Origin of the sequence: Citrobacter sp. C13 (assembly GCF_014596815.2) — a bacterium.
Classification (GTDB): Bacteria; Pseudomonadota; Gammaproteobacteria; order Enterobacterales; family Enterobacteriaceae; genus Citrobacter; species Citrobacter portucalensis.
This window is the reverse complement of the sequence record NZ_CP115024.1, coordinates 2,350,451-2,370,373: the sequence shown is the minus strand read 5'-3', so window position 1 is coordinate 2,370,373 and position 19,923 is coordinate 2,350,451. Positions and strand designations below refer to the sequence as shown.

Here is a 19,923-nt window from a genome sequence, read left to right as displayed (position 1 = left end):
CTGGAGTGTAGAAAACGCCGCTGACTCCGGTGGGAAGAATTTACAAAGTGTGACCCCGCGTAAACTTCCCACCCATACAAAAGATGAACAGTACCTACTGGCGTGGTTTCAAATGACTTTCCAGCCAGGGCAGCATCTGTTTTTTACGGCTAAGCATACCTTCTACCTTGCAAGGCTGCGGGATGTCTGAAAGTTCTGATCCAGCAAACCACAGGCTGGTGTCACCCAGATTGATGTCGGTGAGCATCAGCACGACTAACGCAGCATTCTTTTCTTCTGCATAGCTCGCCATTTCCTGACGGAGATCGTCCAGCACCGCATCCACCTGTTGCAGCGCATACAGTTCAAGCTGCGCTACACAGACTGAATGTCCATGGATGGTGAAGGTTTTAATGTCTTTCTGCAGAAGTTCGCGGGCGCTCATCCCTTCCACGCTTGTTTTGGCTGACAGCAGGTCGCGGCTGAAAGCGTCAAGATCCACTCCGGTTTTTTGGGCCAGCGCATCAACCGCCTGACGATCGTCAGAGGTGGTCGTTGGTGAACGTAGCGTGACAGTGTCACTCAATACAGCACCGAGCAGTATAACAGCCTCAGAGGAAGATAACTGGTTGCGTTCATCCTCCGTCATCAGTTGCCACAGCAGGGTTGCGCTACTGCCGACGGGCTTCACCCACACTTCCGGTGGCAGACGGGTGACTAACCCACCGAGTCGGTGATGATCGATAATTCCCACCACGTTACTTTCGGTCAACGATTCCGGCCCCTGGGTAGGCTCGGTGAAATCGACCAGCCAGACATCACGATCGGTCAGTTCAAACGTCAACCGTTCAGGCATCGTCAGCCCCGCATGTTCAAAGATAAACTGCGTTTCGCGGTTAGGCTCGCCCAAACGCCATGCCGTCGCCTGCTGGCCACGTAAACTAAGCCAACGTGCCGTCATTGCGGCGGTGCAGATGGCATCACTATCGGGATTAAGGTGCCCTATTACATGTATCATTCATCAGTGCCTTGTGAAGAGAAATCGTTCAAAAGTAAACAATCACCAAAGTATAACGACTGGGCACACTCCCTTCCATGATCCCACTCCCCAGCAATGCTGTACAAAACATAAGCAAAATAAATCAGTTGTAAGTAAAACATGATAAATGTTAATAATATTTTGCTATCAGGTTATCAAAAACAAACAACTTTACTTGTCACCGATACGGCTCTGTTTTTAACATCGCTTATGGAAAAAAATGTTCTGTTCAATCAGCGCATTCGCTTGCGCCACCTTCATACTTTTGTCGCCGTTGCACAGCAGGGAACGTTGGGGCGCGCGGCTGAGACCCTTAACCTGAGCCAACCGGCTCTCTCCAAAACGCTAAATGAACTGGAGCAACTGACCGGGACCCGGCTCTTTGAGCGTGGCCGCCTTGGCGCGCAGTTAACGCTGCCCGGAGAACAGTTTCTTACCCACGCGGTAAGAGTGCTGGATGCGCTCAACACCGCCGGACAAGCGTTAAATCAGCGCGAAGAGTCGCAGACTGATGTAGTACGGATCGGGGCCTTACCCACCGCGGCACTGGGCATTCTGCCTGCGGTAATTGGTCCTTTCCACAAGCAGCAAATGGAGACCACGCTACAGGTCGCCACCATGAGCAATCCGATGATTCTGGCAGGTTTAAAATCCGGGGAAATCGACCTTGGCATTGGTCGCATGGCCGATCCAGAATTGATGGTCGGTCTGAATTATGAATTGTTGTTTCTGGAATCACTTAAACTGGTCGTGCGCCCTAACCATCCGCTGTTGCAGGAAACCATCACGTTAAGTCGGGTAATGGAGTGGTCGGTGGTGGTTTCGCCAAAAGGAACTGCACCTCGCCAGCACGCAGAAGCATTGTTGCAAAGTCAGGGTTGTAAAATGCCGCCAGGCTGCATTGAAACACTGTCAGCATCGCTTTCCCGCCAGCTGACGGTTGATTACGACTATGTGTGGTTTGTCCCTTCAGGCGCGGTTAGAGAAGATTTACGCCAGGCGACGCTGGTGTCGTTGCCGATACCTACCCACGGTGCGGGTGAACCCATCGGTATTCTTACCCGTGTCGATGTGCAACTCTCTCAGGCCGCGCAGATCCTTATCGCCGCAATACGCAAAACCGTACCGTTTTGATGCCAAATATTAAGGGACCATCAGGTCCCTTAATTTATTGTTAAAACGTTTCCCAGTTATCGCCACTGGCCGTTGCCGTCTGCGGACGCGATTGGTCAGGCGTAGTGGTTACGGGAGGGCGTTTAATTGCACTCGTTCCCGTTAAGCGAAATGTACCTACGGCTTCCGTTAAGCGCGCCGCCTGCTCTTCGAGAGATGCCGCCGCAGCCGATGCTTCTTCAACCAGCGAGGCATTTTGCTGCGTAACCTTATCCATTTCTGATATCGCCTGGCTCACCTGTACGATGCCCCGGCTCTGCTCATCAGAAGCCGCCGCAATTTCTAACATAATGTCGGTGACGCGTTTTACCGCATCGACAATATCCGTCATCGTATTGCCCGCCGCGACGACTTCTCCGGAGCCCTGATCAATCAGTCGGACCGATTCGCTGATCAATCCTTCAATCTCTTTTGCCGCCTGAGCGCTGCGGCTTGCCAGCGTACGGACCTCACTGGCCACCACTGCAAATCCACGCCCCTGCTCTCCTGCCCGCGCCGCCTCAACCGCCGCGTTCAGCGCCAGGATATTGGTCTGGAAAGCAATGCTATTAATCACGGCTGTGATTTCGGAGATTTTCTTCGAGCTCGTTGAGATATTGCCCATGGTTTTCACCACGCCAGAAACCATCTGACCGCCCCGACTGGCCTTGCCGGACGCATCTTCCGCCAGCTTGCTTGCGTGATGCGCGTTGTCGGCGTTTTGCTTCACCGTGGCGGTCAGCTCTTCCATGCTGGCTGCCGTTTGTTCAATCGCCGCAGCCTGTTGTTCAGTACGTGAAGACAGATCGGTATTACCCGCCGAAATCTCACTGGTACCGCGGTAGATTTCTTCCGCGCCCTGACGTACCGTGCCCACCGTTTTCCCCAACGATCGTTGCATTGCCTGTAGGTGACGGCTCAGGCGACCAATTTCGCTACGCCCGGTCGGTTCATCTTGCATCGTCAGATCGCCCTCGGAAATTTGCTCAATACGCTTGGCCGCGCGTAACAGAGGATGAATGACCGTGCGGCGCAGAACAATGAACGTCATTACGGTCAGCGCCAGCGCAAGAACGAATGCACCCAGCATAAAAGCCATGCCGAGTTGTGTACGCTGATGCGCCTGTTCGCTTAACTGGTTCGCCCTTGCGGTACGAATGTCGATCGCTTTTAACAATACCTTATTGTAAGCAGAGTCCAGCGGTCGGGCCTGTTCATTTTCATGGTTGATGATCGCTTCAAACATGCCGTTTTTAGCGTACTTCAGCATGGGCTGTAAGCCGTCGGTATAGGCTTTGAAGCTGGCGCTCAGTTCAGCATCTAGCGCTTCATCAGCAGACGTTTTTACCGCGCGTGACATATAAGCGTTAAAACCGTCCTGCGACTGCTTGATCCGTTTTTCTGCCTCGGCAATATTGGCCTTCATGTCATCCATTTCGGCAATACGGCTCGCCGCGCCGGCGTGGATCATATTGATACGCGCGGTGCGTAAGTGGTTAGAGCTGTTAGATAACCCCATCCTGACCTGAATCTCATCGGTCACATCGCGCTGATCGCGATCGGCCTGCATAAGAAAATAGCTTGCCAGCCCGGAACTTAAGGCGAACAGCAGAAGGATGCCACCGAGAATGGAGGAAAACAGCGGAACCAGCCGGATTTGATGCAGAAAGCCCAGTTTATGCTGGGCTTGCATCGATGTAGTGTTGTCCATGACCGTCGACTCTCTTGTAGGGTTTATGCGTGAAAACACGCCCGTTAGATAGTCATCGGCAATCCGGGAAGTTTACTTACCGTGAAAAGCGCCGGATTCGTCACACTTTCACAACATAATTCTAAAAAATTCAGGAAAGTGCCAGCGGTTAAATCCGCTGGCCAATGAATCAGTTATCGCCAAAGTGGATAACGGTACGGATGGACTTACCCTGATGCATTAAATCGAACGCTTCGTTAATCTGCTCTAGCGGTAAACGGTGGGTGATAAACGGATCCAACTGAATTTTCCCGCTCATTGCTTCTTCAACCATGCCAGGAAGCTGAGTGCGCCCTTTCACGCCGCCAAACGCGGAACCGCGCCAGACACGCCCGGTAACCAACTGGAACGGACGCGTTTTGATCTCTTGCCCTGCTCCCGCCACGCCAATGATGATGCTTTCGCCCCATCCTTTATGGCAACATTCCAGCGCTGCGCGCATCACGTTAACGTTGCCGATACATTCAAAGCTAAAATCCACGCCGCCGTCGGTAAGCTCGACGATCACATCCTGAATCGGTTTGTCGTAATCCTTCGGGTTGATGAAATCGGTCGCGCCCATTTCACCTGCCAGCTTAAATTTTTCCGGATTGGTATCAACGGCCAGAATACGCCCGGCTTTCGCTTGCACCGCGCCCTGAATTACCGCCAGGCCAATACCGCCCAGACCGAATACGGCTACGGTGTCGCCTTCTTTCACTTTTGCGGTGTTATGGACTGCTCCAATACCGGTGGTCACGCCACAACCCAGCAGACACACTTTGTCCAGCGGAGCCAGCGGGTTAACCTTCGCCAGAGAGATCTCCGCGCAAACGGTGTATTCGCTGAAGGTGCTGGTGCCCATATAGTGATAAATCGGCTCACCGTTATACGAGAAGCGCGTTGTGCCATCCGGCATCAGACCTTTGCCCTGGGTCGCACGTACGGCCTGGCACAAGTTGGTTTTACCCGATTTACAGAACTTACACTCGCCGCACTCTGCGGTGTACAGCGGGATCACATGATCGCCCGGTTTCAGACTGGTAACGCCTTCGCCTACTTCAACCACAATGCCACCACCTTCATGGCCAAGTACCGCCGGGAATACGCCTTCCGGATCGTCGCCAGAGAGCGTAAAGGCGTCGGTGTGGCACACGCCGGTATGGGTAATTTTAACCAGCACTTCACCTTTCTTTGGCGGTGCGACGTCGATTTCGACAATTTTTAACGGTTGGCCGGGGCCGAATGCAACTGCTGCACGTGATTTCATTTGTCTCTTCCCATTATTGCGAGGTGATGGTGTTATTTTAGATAAGCACGCAGAAGATGGCCGATTTCAGCCATGCGCACAGCACGCTGATCTGGCGTAGTTTCCCCGCTGACCAGCTCGTCTTTCAGATGGATCTCAACCATTTCGCCCATCAGGCCATTGGATGCACCGCGCACGGCGGCAATTTGCTGCAGGATAGCCAGACACGGTTCGCCGGACTCCAGTGCGCGCTCAAGCGCATCAACCTGACCGCGAATACGGCGTACACGGGTGAGAATGCGTTTCTTGTCTTCAGGTGAATGCGGCATACGCCCTCCAAATACTATAGGGGGGTATACTATCAGATTTGTTATTTGGCTGTAAAATATATGACTACTGATTATGTTAACGCATTGATTTTTATTATATTAGTTTGAACAACACTCTGATTGGCTTTAACTGTGTCAGATGCTCCCAAAGATTATGTAGATTAATAAGGCCTGCCTGAGCCAGTATTGCCAGGGTGATCATCAATGTGGACGCGGTAATCACAAGCATCAAACGACTAATATTTTTCTGGATCCTGATCTGCTGCTTTTCCCGTTTATCTTCAGATTCCCATGAAACAATTGTTGAAATAGCCTTGCCTTGTATATAATATTTTTCATCACTAAATCTGACATCCTCTGTAATTACAAGTGACTGGAGCAGCAGAAAGACCTTCCTCCTGAAATCTTCATTCTTGATATGTTTATACCAAAGCGTCCCGTACAATAGATCAACAACCTCATCACATGTTACTCCAGTGTGAGTTTTCTCTGGCGATTGATGTACATATTCGTTCACCAGCATCTGTAGCAACATTATACGATCAAGTCCACTCAACGCCTTGTTACTGGCGAATGAAGAAAAGAGATTGCTTTTTGCTCTCGTCAGAGCATTTTTTACATAAGCAATACGTGTAAAATAATTTATTGCAAAAAGAAAAATCGAATCAAACCTTAACGGACCTTGCTTTCTCCAATGAATAATCTCAACATTCATTTTTTCAATATCATTGAGTGGAAGGTTTATTTTCTCCATATAGGCGTGCTGCTCAGCATGCCATTTTTCAAGCACAACATTTTTGCCTCTTAGACTCACAAGCTGATATTTTTCTTGTTTTACATCCGAAAAATAAACACCATAGTAATTATATACTTGATCATCCACATGATTTTTCAGAGTAAACCGTGGCAGAAAATAACGCCATAATCTACCTTTAGCTCTCGAAACTAAGGATTCTATGAACATAATTGCGCTCTAACATCTTTAATTTGTCACAGTTAATGATAGTTCACTGTGCGAATAAAAAAGCCCTCCCCCATTCGATAATGTGGAGGGCTTTTGTACACCGATTTAGTGCCTATCAGTGATCTCAACAACGACATGGCGATCTGGAGCAAGGCAATTAATCAGCTGCTGTCCGGTCTGCCCATCACAACTGGATCCTGTGACAGAATCACTCGAACCATGTCCTTGTGCAGTAATATTTGCAGCCGGCATGCCTAACGCGACTAATTCATCGGCAACAGCCTGAGCGCGCTGGGCTGACAGTTGCTGGTTATAATCTGCGGCTCCGGTGCGATCGCTATAGCCAATAACAACGGTCGCTTTGTCTTTGGCCGGTTGCAGACCGGGATTTCGGTATAACTGCGCAATCGCCGCTTTCCCTTCTGGGGTTAATGCTGCTGAATCATAACCAAACATCACATCAGATTTTAAGTTAAAACGCTGAGGTTCAGGCGCAGGAGTTGCGGCAACTGCCGGTGCAGGCGTAACCTCCGCGTCGTCATGCTGGCCAAAGCGATATGACAACCCAGCGGTAACGGAACTAACATCACTCGATACGCCAATCTGGTTTTCATTACCCACGTTACTCACCCATTGGTATTCCACGCGACCAGCCCAGTTCTTGTTAAAGGCATATTCCGTACCGACAGCCACAACCGGACGCACACCGGTATCAAAGCGGTTATTGCCTTTAATATCTGACTCCGCGCGATATCCCATTGCCCCTGCACGGCCGTAGAGATCCCAATTATCTGTCAGACCATAACTTGCCTTCAAAGATAATTGCAGGCCCTGACTTTTCATTTGAGAACCAGATGCGCCATTTTTACCGTTGAATTGCATATTGCCTAAATAGTCATAACCGCCTTCAACTGCCAGCCATGGAGTAATCTGATAGCCTGTAAATACACCACCACCGACGTTATCGCTATCAAAACCAACATCACCATATTTATTACCATTAGCCCCCGTTTGCTGGCTTGCGCTGGTATCAAAGTAATGCGACCAACCAAATTTCCCACCAGCATACCAGGTTCCCGCATCCGCGGCGGCAAATGCCGTAGTCGCGGTCAGCGCATTTGCAATAATGAGTGTAATAAGCGTCTTTTTCATAAATTTCCTATTATAGACTTGCCGTTTGTCAGTTAGTTATCTGTTAGTCGGCGCTACAATAAGATTTTTAATGAAGGCTGATAATCGTTTTTTTATTTATTTCTGGACAGTTTTAGAATCGCTCTGGACGCTTATTTACGATAACAATGGCTATCCCACCCGCAGTAAATCGCTATATCTCGTTGTATAACGCGGTGAAAGCATATCTCGCTTCATTGCCCACGGTTGTTGTATACCTTGTCCGGCAAAATAGAGTGTTCCTTTACCCTTTTCAGCATTGAGTGTATCCAGAACGGCCATCAGCTTATCGCTGTTATGCCGTGGAACGTTGTCATCAAAAAGATTCAACTGTGCAACGCCTGAGCTAAAAAAATCGCCCAGCATGACCCCTGCTTTTTGATAACGTTGTCCCTCTCGCCATATTGCGTCCAGGCTACGTGTGGCCGCCCTTATAATTTCCCGACTATCCTGGGTTGGTGTCAGCAGTTTTATCGATGCGCTGTTACCGTAATACGGCTCATTCAGGGAAAATGGGCTGGTTTTGATAAACGTAGAGATAAACCGGCAGAACTGGTGCTCTCTGCGTAGCTTTTCCGCAGCACGTGCAGCATAGGTACAAATAGACTCTCTCATCGCATTGTAATCCGTAAGTTTTTCACCAAACGATCTTGAACAAATGATCTCCTGCTTAACTGGCGCAAACTCCTCCAGCGCCAGGCAAGGTTCACCGCGCAACTCCCGCACAGTGCGCTCAAGCACCACATTGAAATGTTTGCGGATAAAGCGAATATCGGTATCCGCCAGGTCGCAGACCGTTTTAATGCCCATAGCATCCAGTTTTTTACTGATACGGCGCCCGACACCCCAGACTTCATCAACCGGAAGCGCAGCCATCAGCTTACGCTGGCGCTCAATATTCGAGAGATCAACCACCCCGCCAGTCTGTTCCTGCCACTTTTTGGCCGCATGGTTCGCCAGCTTGGCCAGGGTTTTGGTCTGGGCGATACCGACCCCAACCTTAAGATGTGTTTTCTGTAAAATGGTTTCTCTGATTTCCCGACCAAAATCCGTAAGATCCCTGCAGTTTCGCACGCCGGTTAAATCACAAAAGGCTTCATCGATACTGTATATTTCCACGCGTGGAGACAGCTCCTCCAGAATCGACATCACCCTGCTGCTCATATCCGCATACAGCTCGTAGTTCGAACTAAAGCAGAACACGCCGCAGCGCCTGAACAGATCTTTCTGTTTGAAGTATGGCGCGCCCATATTGACGCCAAGCGCCTTCGCTTCCGCGCTGCTGGCAATGACACAGCCATCGTTATTTGAAAGAACAACAACGGGTTTACCTTTCAGGTCCGGTCGGAATGCCGATTCACAACTGGCATAAAACGAATTAACATCCACCAGCGCAAACATAATCAGCCCGCGGCTTTGATGATAAATGTCACAACGCCAAATATATCCAGCGTGTCCTCACTGCCGATCATGATCGGCGCGTAGGCGCTGTTCTCTGGCTTCAGCATCACCACCGGATGCAATTGCAGGCGCTTAACGGTGAATTCGCCTTCAATAGCAGCAATCACAATATCTCCGTGGGCCGCTTTTCTGGCACTGTCGACTACCAGCAAGTCGCCAGCACCGATCCCTGCCCCCATCATGGAGTCGCCAGACGATTTAACAAAATAGGTTGCGCTGGGATGCTGCACCAACAGGTCGTTAAGATCGATACGTTTCTCAACGTAATCCTGCGCCGGAGAAGGAAAACCGCAGGGCACGAGATCGCTAAATAGCGGGAATTGTTTGATTTCGCGATGTTCTACTGGCTGGAAAAACAACATAATAATCTGCCTCTCATGCAACTGTATTTATATACAGTAGTTTTAATGAGGACAGTGATCAAGTGACAGACGTGGCGAACTGAGCGTTGTTTAATCATCTTGCCGGTAAGCGTTTATGCTATCTGGAAAAATAATTTTCGGTTTTATTCCACAGAAGAAAGTACAAATTTTCGCGACATGTACTCAGCCGGAATGATAACGACTACGGCGCCCTGAAAGCGCGTATAGTGGCGTACTAAAATCATTAAAACGGACACATTATGACCACCGCAGGGAAAAGTCATCCGCTGGCCATTGGCGGCCTCATCACCTTAACGCTCATCTGGAGCTACAGCTGGATCGCGATGAAACAGGTCACGCACTACATCGGCGCGTTCGACTTCACCGCACTACGCTGTTCTTTTGGCGCATTATTGTTATTCATCGTTCTGTTACTGCGTGGCCGAGGAATGCGCCCGACACCTTTCGGCTATACGTTAGCGATCGCCTTACTACAAACATGCGGCATGGTTGGATTATCACAATGGGCGCTAGTCAGCGGCGGCGCAGGTAAAGTAGCCATACTGAGTTATACCATGCCATTCTGGGTGGTGATTATGGCCGCCATTTTCCTCGGTGAACGCATGCGGCGTTTACAGTATTTCGCCATTGCCGTGGCAGCTGCGGGATTATTGCTGGTTTTACAGCCATGGCAACTGAACTTTGCCTCAATGCAGAGCGCGCTACTGGCGATCCTTTCTGGGATCAGTTGGGGGGCCAGCGCGATTGTCGCCAAGCGAATGTATACCCGCCATCCGAATATCGATCTGTTAGCGCTGACCGCATGGCAGATGCTGTATGCCGCGCTGGTGATGAGCCTGGTGGCCTGGCTGGTTCCACAGCGAGATCCAGACTGGCAACCTGTCGTTTTCTGGGCATTAGCTTATAGCGCCGTGCTGGCGACGGCGCTGGCATGGAGTTTATGGCTGTTTGTGTTGCGTAACTTACCAGCCAGTATTGCCAGCTTAAGTACGCTGGCGGTACCTGTCTGTGGCGTTCTGTTTTCCTGGTGGTTGCTGGGTGAAGAGCCTGGTGTTGTTGAAGGCTGCGGTATTGTGCTGATTGTTGTTGCGCTAGCTATCGTCAGCCTGAAAAAACGCGTCTCCCAGGTTCAAAGCGTACGAAAAGCACCACCCTGCGAAAATTAATCGGCTAAAAAAATGCCCCACATTGCGGGGCGTTATATCAGGAGCGTTTACGCGGCATCATGCGCAACAGCGTATTATCCTTCCAGAAATAGTGATGCATCAGGGCGGCAACGGCATGCAGACCAATAACAAAATAACCCAGGTTTGCCAGCGTCACGTGCCAGGACTTCAGCATATCCACTAAATCAAAGTTGGCCTCTGCTGCATGCGGCATAACGATGCCGAATGCAATCCACGGGTTACCCCGGTTGTACATCATCACCAGCCCAATAATCGGCAGGACAATAAACAACAGATAGATAACCAGATGCCCCAGATGCGCCATGCCGGTCATCATTGGCTTCGGTTTCGGCACAATCGGCGGAGCCGGGTATTTCAGCCTGACCAGCAAACGCGCCACCATCAGCGTTAAAATAGTGATACCGCAGGAGACGTGCACCATGTTGAACAAGGGGCGATAGCTGCGCGGGAAAAATCCGCGAAACTCCATGGCACTGTAGGCCACAATAACCAACAAAAAGACCAGCCAGTGAATACCGATTTGCAGGCCAGAATACTTATTCCCCATAACACTTCCTGAATAAAAACAATAATGCGTCAACATAACGGGCTTTTGTTAAAAATTCATTAACTTTTGTTCACCCATTTTCAGTCGCTTACGCTTAACCGCAAGAACCGCTATTGCCGAGGATGCCTGTCTGGACTAAGCCTGGTAGGGAAAATATGTCGTACCGCCTCATCCTGACAGGAGAAAACCATGAGTAAAATTGGCATTAACGGTTTTGGTCGTATCGGTCGTCTGGTATTGCGTCGACTACTGGAAGTCAAAAGCAACGTGGAGGTTGTGGCCATTAATGACCTCACCTCACCTAAAATTCTCGCCTATCTGTTAAAGCACGATTCAAACTACGGCCCGTTTCCCTGGAGCATCGACTTTACCGAAGACGCGCTGATTGTCGACGGTAAAAAAATCGCGGTTTACGCGGAAAAAGAGGCCAAAAATATCCCATGGAAAACCACTGGCGCTGAGATAATCATCGAATGCACCGGTTTTTATACCTCGACAGAAAAAGCCAACGCGCACCTGGATGCAGGGGCCAAAAAAGTGCTGATATCCGCCCCGGCTGGCGACATGAAGACCATTGTCTTTAACGTCAACGACGACACAATGGATGCGAACGATCGGATTATCTCGGTCGCATCGTGCACCACCAACTGCCTGGCACCGATGGCGAAAGCGCTGCACGACAGCTTCGGTATTCAGCTTGGCACTATGACCACCATCCACGCCTACACAGGAACGCAGTCGCTGGTTGATGGTCCACGCGGGAAAGATCTGCGCGCCTCGCGGGCAGCAGCAGAGAACATCATTCCCCATACCACAGGTGCCGCCAAGGCCATTGGTCTGGTTATTCCGGCGTTGAGCGGAAAATTAAAAGGCCATGCCCAGCGTGTTCCGGTGAAAACAGGATCTGTCACGGAACTGGTATCGATATTGGGGAAAAAAGTCACTGCTGAAGAGGTCAACAACGCGCTGAAAAAAGCCACGCAAAATAATGAGTCGTTTGGTTATACCGACGAGGAAATCGTCTCGTCAGATGTCATTGGCTCGCATTTCGGTTCGGTATTTGATGCAACACAAACCGAGATTACCGAAGTGGGCGATCTGCAACTGGTAAAAACCGTCGCCTGGTACGATAACGAATACGGTTTTGTCACCCAGCTTATTCGTACGCTGGATAAATTTATCAAGCTCTAATATTCTGGCGGAGGTCCGCCTCCGCCCTCTTTCATTTCCCGCGAATTCAATACGTTGTGAGTCTCTCCCCGTTTTCGATTCACTGACTGTGCTATAGCTAACCTTTGCCACTGAGGGAGCATAGTAATGGAAACACTGAGTCGTGAAACGTTAGAAAACATGATGGAACAAGCCGTTGCCCACGCAACCACCGTCTCATTCTGGCCGCAGAGTGAAGCCCCCGGAGCAAAAAACAGCGATGCGATCTTTACGCCAGAACCCCGACATACAGGAACATCTCAGTATGATCGTGCTGTCACCGGTATTCGCGCCCCGGAAATTACCGTTTATGCCCCCGAAAAACCTAACGGCGTAGGGATCCTTGTTACACCGGGAGGTTCTTACCGTCGCGTGGTGATGGATAAAGAAGGCAGCGTACTGGCACCATTCTTTAACGCCCGCGGTTATACCCTGTTTGTGATGACCTACCGCATGCCGGGTGATGGCCATGAGGAAGGTGCAAACGCGCCGCTGGCCGATGCCCAGCGCGCCATGCGCTACATTCGTGCCAACGCCCATGAATGGAAAATTAACCCTGATCGTATCGGTGTGTTGGGCTTCTCTTCCGGTGGTCACGTGGCCGCCAGTCTGGGAACCCGGTTTGCCGAACCGGTTTATACACCGATTGATAGCATAGACGAGCAACCAACGCGTCCTGCGTTCATGGCGTTGGTCTACCCGGTGATTACTCTGCGCGAAGACATCGGTCACCCGGGCTCTCGTCTTGAGCTGGTTGGCGCTACGCCCGAAAAGGAAGATCTGCGCCACTATTCTCTGGAAGAACGCGTGGATAGCACAACGCCGCCGACGTTCCTGCTACACGCCATCGACGATCCGGCGGTGAAGGTGGAAAACAGCCTGGTTTTCTTTAATGCGCTACGTGAGCAGGGCGTTCCGGTCGAAATGCATCTGTTTGAACGCGGTAAGCACGGATTTGGTATTCGCGATGCGCAAGGGTTACCGCTGGCCATCTGGCCAGAAATGATGATGAACTGGATCGCCACCAAAGTGTGAGAATTGCGCCGGGTGGCGTACAGGCTCACCCGGCGAAAAACTTAAGACTGCAAATACACTACCTGTGTTTGCAGGTATTCATTCAGACCGTGTTTACCATCTGCCCCGCCAATCCCGGACTTGCGCCAGCCAGCGTGGAAGCCCTGCATCGCCTCGAAGTTTTCGCGATTAATATAGGTTTCGCCAAACTTCAGCCCCTTAATCGCCTTCATTGCCGTATTCAGATTCTGCGTATAGATCGATGAGGTCAGTCCGTAGTCGCTGTCATTGGCCATCGTCAGCGCCTGTTCCAGCGTATCAAATGCCACCACCGGCAGCACCGGACCAAACGTCTCCTCGTGCATAATCGCCATATCCTGGCGCACGTCTAACAGTAACGTCGGCGGATAGTAATAACCTTTACCGGCAACTGCTTTACCACCCAGCACCACACGGGCGCCTTCCTGCACCGCTCGCTCGACTTTTTGCTCTACACGCTCCAGCGCAGCGGCATTAATCAGCGGCCCCATCGCAATGTCATTGCGTTCGGCCGGATTGCCAAACTGCACTGCTTTCATCGCCTCGCCCAGACGATTAACGAACTGGTCATAGATACCTTTCTGAACGTACACACGCTCGGCACAGTTGCATACCTGTCCGGTATTGATTACCCGCGAGTCAACAATGGCCTTCACCGCCAGCTCAAGGTCAGCATCGTCCATCACGATAGCCGGAGCTTTACCACCCAACTCCAGACAAACTTTAGTGATGTTTTTGGCCGCTGCAGCCATAATTTTCTCACCTGCGCCGACGCTACCGGTCATGCTCACCATGGCGACCTTCGGGTTTCCGGCCAGCTCCTGACCGACCGTTTCACCGCGTCCCAGCACCAGGTTAAAGACTCCGCGCGGTAAACCAATGTCATCAACAATTTTGGCAAAGGCGATGGCGTTATTCGGTGTGAATTCACTCGGCTTAATGACGATGGTATTCCCCGTCAGCAAGGCGGGAGCCAGTTTGCGGGCAATCAGGAAAAACGGGAAGTTCCACGGTAGAATGCCCGTCGTCACGCCCAGTGCACGCTTAAACAGCAGGATATTCTCACCCGGGCGATCGCTTTGCAGGATCTCGCCTTCATAGCGACGCGCCCACTCCGCCATGTAATCGATATAGTCGGCGGTAAACGCGACTTCAACGTCAGCCAGTTGTTGAATTTTTCCACCTTCCGCCACAATCAACGCACTGATTTCATCGGCTCGCTGGCGGATACCTGCAGAAATTTTGCGTAACCAGTTTGCCCGTTCAATGGCAGGCAACGCTTCCCATTGCGGCTGAGCGCGATCCGCAGCATCGATCGCTTTACGCGCATCTTCGGCACGCCCATCGGGAATACGCGAGATAATCTCTTCCGTGGCCGGATTGACGACATCAATCCAGGCGTCATCGTGCCAGGTCACAAACTGCCCATCGATATACATAGGATGTTGTACGGGTACTGACATGCGGCTCTCCTGTGATTGATTTGTTTTTAACAAGTAAAACTATTGTTAATTAATATCAATCATGCATGACGCATTATCGCTGGAGTGGCGGTTCTGTGAACTGCTTCATAAAAGCATCTGGAAAAGTGATGATGAAGAGAAAAAACGGGTGGGCTTTCTGCCCGTTTGCCATAAAACGCCGACAAACGGGCAGCAAAAATTACAGAGAACGGCTCTCCAGTAAGTCGGTCAGCGCGGTATCATTTTTTAGCTGCTGCCAGGCTTGCTCAACGTCCTGGGGAATATCAACATGTACGATAAAATCGTGTCCACAGGGCCCATACCCGGCAGCATCATCCCGCAGGCGCGGAAGTTCACCGGTAATGAGAGAAAGATAGCGGTCTACCGACCACAGACCTTCTGCCGCGGGCACAAAATCCACGCCGTTGTGCTGTTGGGCCAGTTCAGGAATGAAACCAGGGAAACTCAACCAGCGCGGCGCATGTTGCTCATCGCGGGTTACGCGCTGAAACGTGGCCATTGTGCGGCGTTGCATAGTGGGATCCTGCACCACAATGACGGTATGAATGCTTTCTGCCGCCTGATTCAGTAACGCACAGCTAAATCGGGCATTTTCACCGCAGTTTGTCGACTGATCTTCCACCCAAATTTTCTCACCTGGAATTTGCCAGAACTGGTGAGCAATATCGGCAAGGATTGCCGCTTCCGCGCGCCCGGTAGTACGAATGATGTTATAACGCGGATGCTGGGCAATCGCATCATACAGAAAGCGCGTGGAATGACCGATACCACCGCTAATCAGCAAGGGAACCTGTTGCTCTTTCGCGATCCGACAAGCAGCGTCGATGGTCGGAATAACCGCGTTCCCTGCCAGAATCACGCAATCTGACTGAACGGAGATATTCCCCGTAAAATCATTCTGCGCCAGCCATCGCCCTACGGTATTGATAGCCGCAAGAGTGGTTGCGGAAAGTGTCGGAAACTGACTCATATTGATGACTCCTGGTGTTTATCTTTACCGGGTACAGATGCCGGATGGCGACTACGCTTCATCCGGCCTACGGCCCTGCACCGATTTATCCCGAAATCTGCTCCATCGCCTGCAGAATACGTTTATCGGAGATCGGATACGGTGTACCAAGCTGCTGGGCAAAATAGCTGACGCGCAGCTCTTCTATCATCCAGCGGATCTCTTTGACATCGGCATCTTGACGGCGCGCGGGAGACAGTTTATTGAACCATTGCTGCCAGGCCTGCTGCACACTGTCCACTTTCAGCATCTGTGCACGGTCACGGTGCGGATCGATAGCCAGTTTTTCCAGACGTTTTTCAATAGCCTGCAAATAACGCAACGTATCGCCCAGGCGTTTGAAACCGTTGCCGGTAACAAACCCGCGATACACCAGTCCGCCCATTTGCGATTTGATATCCGCAAGACCCAGCGCCATGGTCATATCCACGCGCCCTTTCAGACGTTTGTTGATATTAAACACTGCGGTCAGGATCTGTTCGACCTGCTTCGCAATCTCCACCACCGTATCGTTCAGTTCAGCCCGCACTTTCTCATGCAACGCCGCGAAGCCTTCTTCGGTCCACACCGGACCACCGTTGGCGTCAATTAACTGATCCACACCGCAGGAGATACAGTCGTCAATCAAATCCAGAACTTTACCGTACGGGTTAAAGTACAGCCCCAGCTTGGCTTTATTGGGCAGCTTCTCATGCAAGTATTTGATTGGTGAAGGAATATTCAGTAGCAATAAGCGGCGTAAACCGCACCACATCGCCTGCTGTTGTTCCAGCGGATTATCAAACAGTTTGATGGCAACGCTGTCACGCTCATCGACCAGCGCCGGCCACGCTTTCACCTTATAGTTACCGCGTTTTTGTTCGTAACTTTCCGGAAGCTGGCCGAAGCTCCAGATGTGCAATCCACTCTGTTCGATACCGTCATCGGCCACCGCAGACAATGTTTCCTGAACTTTGCCCTTCAGCGCATCTTTCAAATCCTGTAGCGAACGCCCTTCCTGCAGCTTCTTGTTCTTATCATCCACCACCCGGAAGGTGATTTTTAGGTGATCGGGCACCTGTTCCCAGTGCCAGTCTTCACGGTCAACGGTAACGCCGGTCATGCGGCGCAGTTCACGCTCCAGCGAGTCCAGCAGCGGCAGTTCCAGCGGTGTGACGCGGCCTAAAAACGCTTCCGCATAGTTCGGCGCGGGCACAAAGTTACGGCGTACCGGTTTTGGTAACGACTTAATCAGGGCTATCACCAGTTCGCGGCGCAGTCCCGGGATTTGCCATTCAAAACCGCTCTCGTCGATCTGATTGAGCAGCGGGAGTGGAATATGTACGGTCACACCGTCCGCATCGGCTCCGGGTTCGAACTGGTAGCTCAGGCGCAGCTTAAGGTTACCCTGATACCAGAAGTTCGGATAATCCAGCTTACTGATTTTCTCTGCGCCCTCTTTGATGAGCATGCTCTTTTCAAAGTTGAGCAGATCCGGTGTTTCACGGCTGACCTTTTTCCACCAGCTATCAAAGTGACGAGCAGAAACTACGTCATGGCTGATGCGCTGGTCGTAGAACTCAAACATCGTTTCGTCATCGACGAGAATGTCGCGGCGGCGCGATTTATGCTCCAGCTCTTCGATTTCATTGCGCAGTTTCAGGTTGTCGCGGAAGAAGGCGTGACGAGTCTGCCAGTCGCCCTCCACCAGCGCGTGGCGGATAAACAGCTCACGGCACAGCGCCGGATCAATCTGGCTGTAATTCACCTTACGGGCCGCAACAATCGGTAAGCCGTAGACGGTGACTTTTTCTGTCGCCATCACAGCACCCTGCGCGCGCTCCCAGTGAGGTTCACTGTATGAACGTTTGATCAGATGCTGGGCTACCGGTTCCACCCATTCAGGATCGATACGCGCGGCAATACGTCCCCACAGGCGGCTGGTTTCTACCAGCTCTGCCACCATCGTCCACTTCGGCGGTTTTTTGAATAAACCCGACCCCGGAAAGATCGAGAAGCGAGCGTTACGCGCCCCGGTAAACTCCTGTTTATCGGTATCTTTCATCCCGATATGCGACAGTAAACCGGTCAGCAACGCGACGTGGATCTCCCGATATTCAGCAGGTTCGCTGTTAACCGGAATACCCAACTCTTTCACCACCTGGCGAAGTTGCGTGTAGATATCCTGCCACTCGCGCACGCGCAGGTAGTTCAGGAAATCGACTTTGCACTGGCGACGGAACTGGTTTGACGACAGTGCTTTTTGCTGCTCGCCGAGATAGTTCCACAGATTCACAAATGCAAGAAAATCAGACTCTTTGTCGTGGAAGCGGCGATGTTTCTCGTCGGAAGCCTGCTGCTTGTCCATCGGACGCTCGCGCGGATCCTGAATGGACAGCGCCGAGGTAATGATCATCGCCTCACGCACACAGCCATGTTTTTGCGCTTCCAGCACCATGCGTGCCAGGCGCGGGTCCACCGGCAGTTGCGACAGCTGACGGCCCAACGGCGTTAACTTGTAAGCGGTTGCCTGTTCGTCGGTGGTTATCGCCCCCAGCTCTTCGAGCAGACGTACACCGTCCTGAATATTGCGCTTATCCGGCGCTTCAACAAACGGGAACGCCGCGATATCGCCAAGCCCCAACGCGGTCATCTGCAAAATAACGGATGCCAGGTTGGTACGCAGGATCTCCGGGTCGGTAAACTCCGGACGCGACAGGAAATCGTCTTCGGAATACAGACGAATACAGATCCCTTCCGAAACACGACCGCAACGGCCTTTACGCTGGTTGGCAGAGGCCTGCGACACTGGTTCAATCGGCAAGCGCTGAACTTTAGTGCGGTAACTGTAGCGACTGATACGCGCGGTGCCCGGATCAATTACGTATTTGATTCCCGGAACGGTCAGCGACGTTTCCGCCACGTTGGTCGCCAGCACGATACGGCGACCGCTGTGCGACTGGAACACGCGGTTCTGTTCGCTGTTTGAAAGACGCGCATACAGCGGCAGCACTTCGGTGTGGCGTAAATCCAGCTTATTCAGGGCATCGGCGGTATCACGGATTTCACGTTCGCCGCTCATGAAGATCAGAATATCGCCAGGCCCTTCACGTCCCAGTTCATCTACGGCATCAAAAATTGCCTGCAGTTGGTCACGCTCAGTGTCATCTGCATCTTCAACAATCGGGCGATAGCGCACTTCCACTGGATACGTTCGGCCGGAGACTTCGATAATCGGCGCGTTATTGAAATGCTTTGAAAAACGTTCAGGATCGATGGTCGCCGACGTGATGATAATTTTTAGATCCGGGCGACGCGGTAGAAGTTCTTTCAGATAGCCGAGCAGAAAATCGATATTCAGACTGCGTTCATGCGCTTCATCGATGATGATGGTGTCGTACTGCATTAGCAGCCGATCCTGTTGGATTTCCGCCAGCAGGATACCGTCCGTCATCAGCTTGACCATAGTGTTATCACTGACATGATCGCTGAAACGAACTTTATAACCAATACAGCCGCCAGGCTCGGTCTGCAGCTCTTCCGCAATACGGTTCGCCACGGTGCGCGCCGCCAGACGACGCGGCTGGGTATGGCCTATCAGCCCTTTTACCCCGCGCCCCAGTTCCATACAGATTTTGGGTAACTGGGTGGTTTTCCCCGATCCGGTCTCACCGGCGACAATCACCACCTGATGATCGCGAATTGCCTCCAGAATATCCTGTTTTTTCTGGCTTACGGGCAGGTTTTCCGGATAGCTGATTTCCGGACGCGCCGCTTCACGCAGCACAACTTTACCGGCTGCCTGTTCAATCTCTTTCGCCATCTCCTGGTAAATGGCCTGTTGTGCATCAGGATTTTTAACCTTCTTCACACCATGCAGACGGCGGGCAAAACGCTGTCTGTCACGCAGCATCAGTGAGTCCAGCTGTTGCTGCAACATGTTGAAGGTTAATTTTTGTTGTTCTGTCATAGCGTTAAAAGGCAGTGCTCTGCCGGGTTA

Annotated in this window: 16 protein-coding genes; 4 read left to right on the top strand and 12 right to left on the bottom strand. The window is 51.5% G+C overall.

The window, feature by feature from the left end; genetic code table 11:
- Window positions 1-94: 94 nt before the first annotated feature.
- Window positions 95-997 (bottom strand): manganese-dependent inorganic pyrophosphatase, encoded by a 903-nt coding sequence (locus tag IB222_RS11330; protein WP_149384216.1) that lies wholly within the window; start codon window positions 995-997, stop codon window positions 95-97.
- Between the two features lie 231 nt (window positions 998-1,228).
- Between IB222_RS11330 and IB222_RS11325 the strand changes: the two genes are divergently transcribed.
- Window positions 1,229-2,152 carry a LysR substrate-binding domain-containing protein gene (locus IB222_RS11325; protein ID WP_149384215.1) on the top strand — a complete coding sequence of 308 codons (924 nt, stop codon included), beginning with the start codon at window positions 1,229-1,231 and terminating at the stop codon, window positions 2,150-2,152.
- Window positions 2,153-2,192: 40 nt separating this feature from the next.
- Here IB222_RS11325 and IB222_RS11320 read toward each other — a convergent pair whose 3' ends face one another.
- The 7 genes from IB222_RS11320 to IB222_RS11290 all read right to left on the bottom strand — a co-directional run bounded on the left by IB222_RS11320 (window position 2,193) and on the right by IB222_RS11290 (window position 9,434).
- The gene (locus IB222_RS11320) at window positions 2,193-3,881 is read right to left on the bottom strand and encodes a methyl-accepting chemotaxis protein (RefSeq protein ID WP_149384214.1); all 1,689 of its coding nucleotides are present in this window, start codon (window positions 3,879-3,881) and stop codon (window positions 2,193-2,195) included.
- A gap of 169 nt (window positions 3,882-4,050) precedes the next feature.
- Window positions 4,051-5,169 carry an S-(hydroxymethyl)glutathione dehydrogenase/class III alcohol dehydrogenase gene (locus IB222_RS11315; RefSeq protein ID WP_149384213.1) on the bottom strand — a complete coding sequence of 373 codons (1,119 nt, stop codon included), beginning with the start codon at window positions 5,167-5,169 and terminating at the stop codon, window positions 4,051-4,053.
- Between the two features lie 32 nt (window positions 5,170-5,201).
- Complete coding sequence (locus tag IB222_RS11310; RefSeq protein WP_003833178.1) at window positions 5,202-5,477, bottom strand: metal/formaldehyde-sensitive transcriptional repressor; 276 nt, start codon at window positions 5,475-5,477, stop codon at window positions 5,202-5,204.
- A gap of 94 nt (window positions 5,478-5,571) precedes the next feature.
- Window positions 5,572-6,360: a hypothetical protein gene (locus IB222_RS11305; RefSeq protein ID WP_149384212.1), complete on the bottom strand. Its 789-nt coding sequence runs from the start codon at window positions 6,358-6,360 to the stop codon at window positions 5,572-5,574.
- A 186-nt stretch (window positions 6,361-6,546) separates the two neighbouring features.
- Window positions 6,547-7,593 (bottom strand): porin OmpA, encoded by a 1,047-nt coding sequence (gene ompA, locus IB222_RS11300; protein WP_149384211.1) that lies wholly within the window; start codon window positions 7,591-7,593, stop codon window positions 6,547-6,549.
- Window positions 7,594-7,743: 150 nt separating this feature from the next.
- Complete coding sequence (locus IB222_RS11295; RefSeq protein WP_149384210.1) at window positions 7,744-9,012, bottom strand: Y-family DNA polymerase; 1,269 nt, start codon at window positions 9,010-9,012, stop codon at window positions 7,744-7,746.
- Between the two features lie 2 nt (window positions 9,013-9,014).
- Entirely contained in the window at window positions 9,015-9,434 is a 420-nt protein-coding gene (locus IB222_RS11290) for a translesion error-prone DNA polymerase V autoproteolytic subunit (protein ID WP_148361930.1), read from the bottom strand.
- A gap of 260 nt (window positions 9,435-9,694) precedes the next feature.
- Between IB222_RS11290 and IB222_RS11285 the strand changes: the two genes are divergently transcribed.
- Window positions 9,695-10,621: a DMT family transporter gene (locus IB222_RS11285; protein WP_048214133.1), complete on the top strand. Its 927-nt coding sequence runs from the start codon at window positions 9,695-9,697 to the stop codon at window positions 10,619-10,621.
- A gap of 37 nt (window positions 10,622-10,658) precedes the next feature.
- Here the strand turns inward: IB222_RS11285 and cybB are convergent, their stop codons facing one another.
- The gene (cybB, locus tag IB222_RS11280) at window positions 10,659-11,189 is read right to left on the bottom strand and encodes a cytochrome b561 (RefSeq protein WP_008784870.1); all 531 of its coding nucleotides are present in this window, start codon (window positions 11,187-11,189) and stop codon (window positions 10,659-10,661) included.
- 189 nt (window positions 11,190-11,378) lie between these two features.
- Between cybB and gap the strand changes: the two genes are divergently transcribed.
- Together gap and IB222_RS11270 are read left to right on the top strand one after the other, a co-directional pair.
- The gene (gap, locus tag IB222_RS11275; RefSeq protein WP_008784871.1) at window positions 11,379-12,380 is read left to right on the top strand and encodes a type I glyceraldehyde-3-phosphate dehydrogenase; all 1,002 of its coding nucleotides are present in this window, start codon (window positions 11,379-11,381) and stop codon (window positions 12,378-12,380) included.
- A gap of 126 nt (window positions 12,381-12,506) precedes the next feature.
- A complete protein-coding gene (locus tag IB222_RS11270) occupies window positions 12,507-13,433 on the top strand; it encodes an alpha/beta hydrolase (RefSeq protein WP_149384209.1) in 927 nt (308 codons plus the stop codon).
- Window positions 13,434-13,474: 41 nt separating this feature from the next.
- Here the strand turns inward: IB222_RS11270 and aldA are convergent, their stop codons facing one another.
- The 3 genes from aldA to hrpA all read right to left on the bottom strand — a co-directional run bounded on the left by aldA (window position 13,475) and on the right by hrpA (window position 19,893).
- The gene (gene aldA / locus IB222_RS11265; protein WP_063940795.1) at window positions 13,475-14,914 is read right to left on the bottom strand and encodes an aldehyde dehydrogenase; all 1,440 of its coding nucleotides are present in this window, start codon (window positions 14,912-14,914) and stop codon (window positions 13,475-13,477) included.
- 199 nt (window positions 14,915-15,113) lie between these two features.
- Window positions 15,114-15,905 carry a YdcF family protein gene (locus IB222_RS11260; protein WP_149384208.1) on the bottom strand — a complete coding sequence of 264 codons (792 nt, stop codon included), beginning with the start codon at window positions 15,903-15,905 and terminating at the stop codon, window positions 15,114-15,116.
- An 85-nt stretch (window positions 15,906-15,990) separates the two neighbouring features.
- Window positions 15,991-19,893 carry an ATP-dependent RNA helicase HrpA gene (hrpA, locus tag IB222_RS11255; protein ID WP_149384207.1) on the bottom strand — a complete coding sequence of 1,301 codons (3,903 nt, stop codon included), beginning with the start codon at window positions 19,891-19,893 and terminating at the stop codon, window positions 15,991-15,993.
- Between the last annotated feature and the right edge of the window lie 30 nt (window positions 19,894-19,923).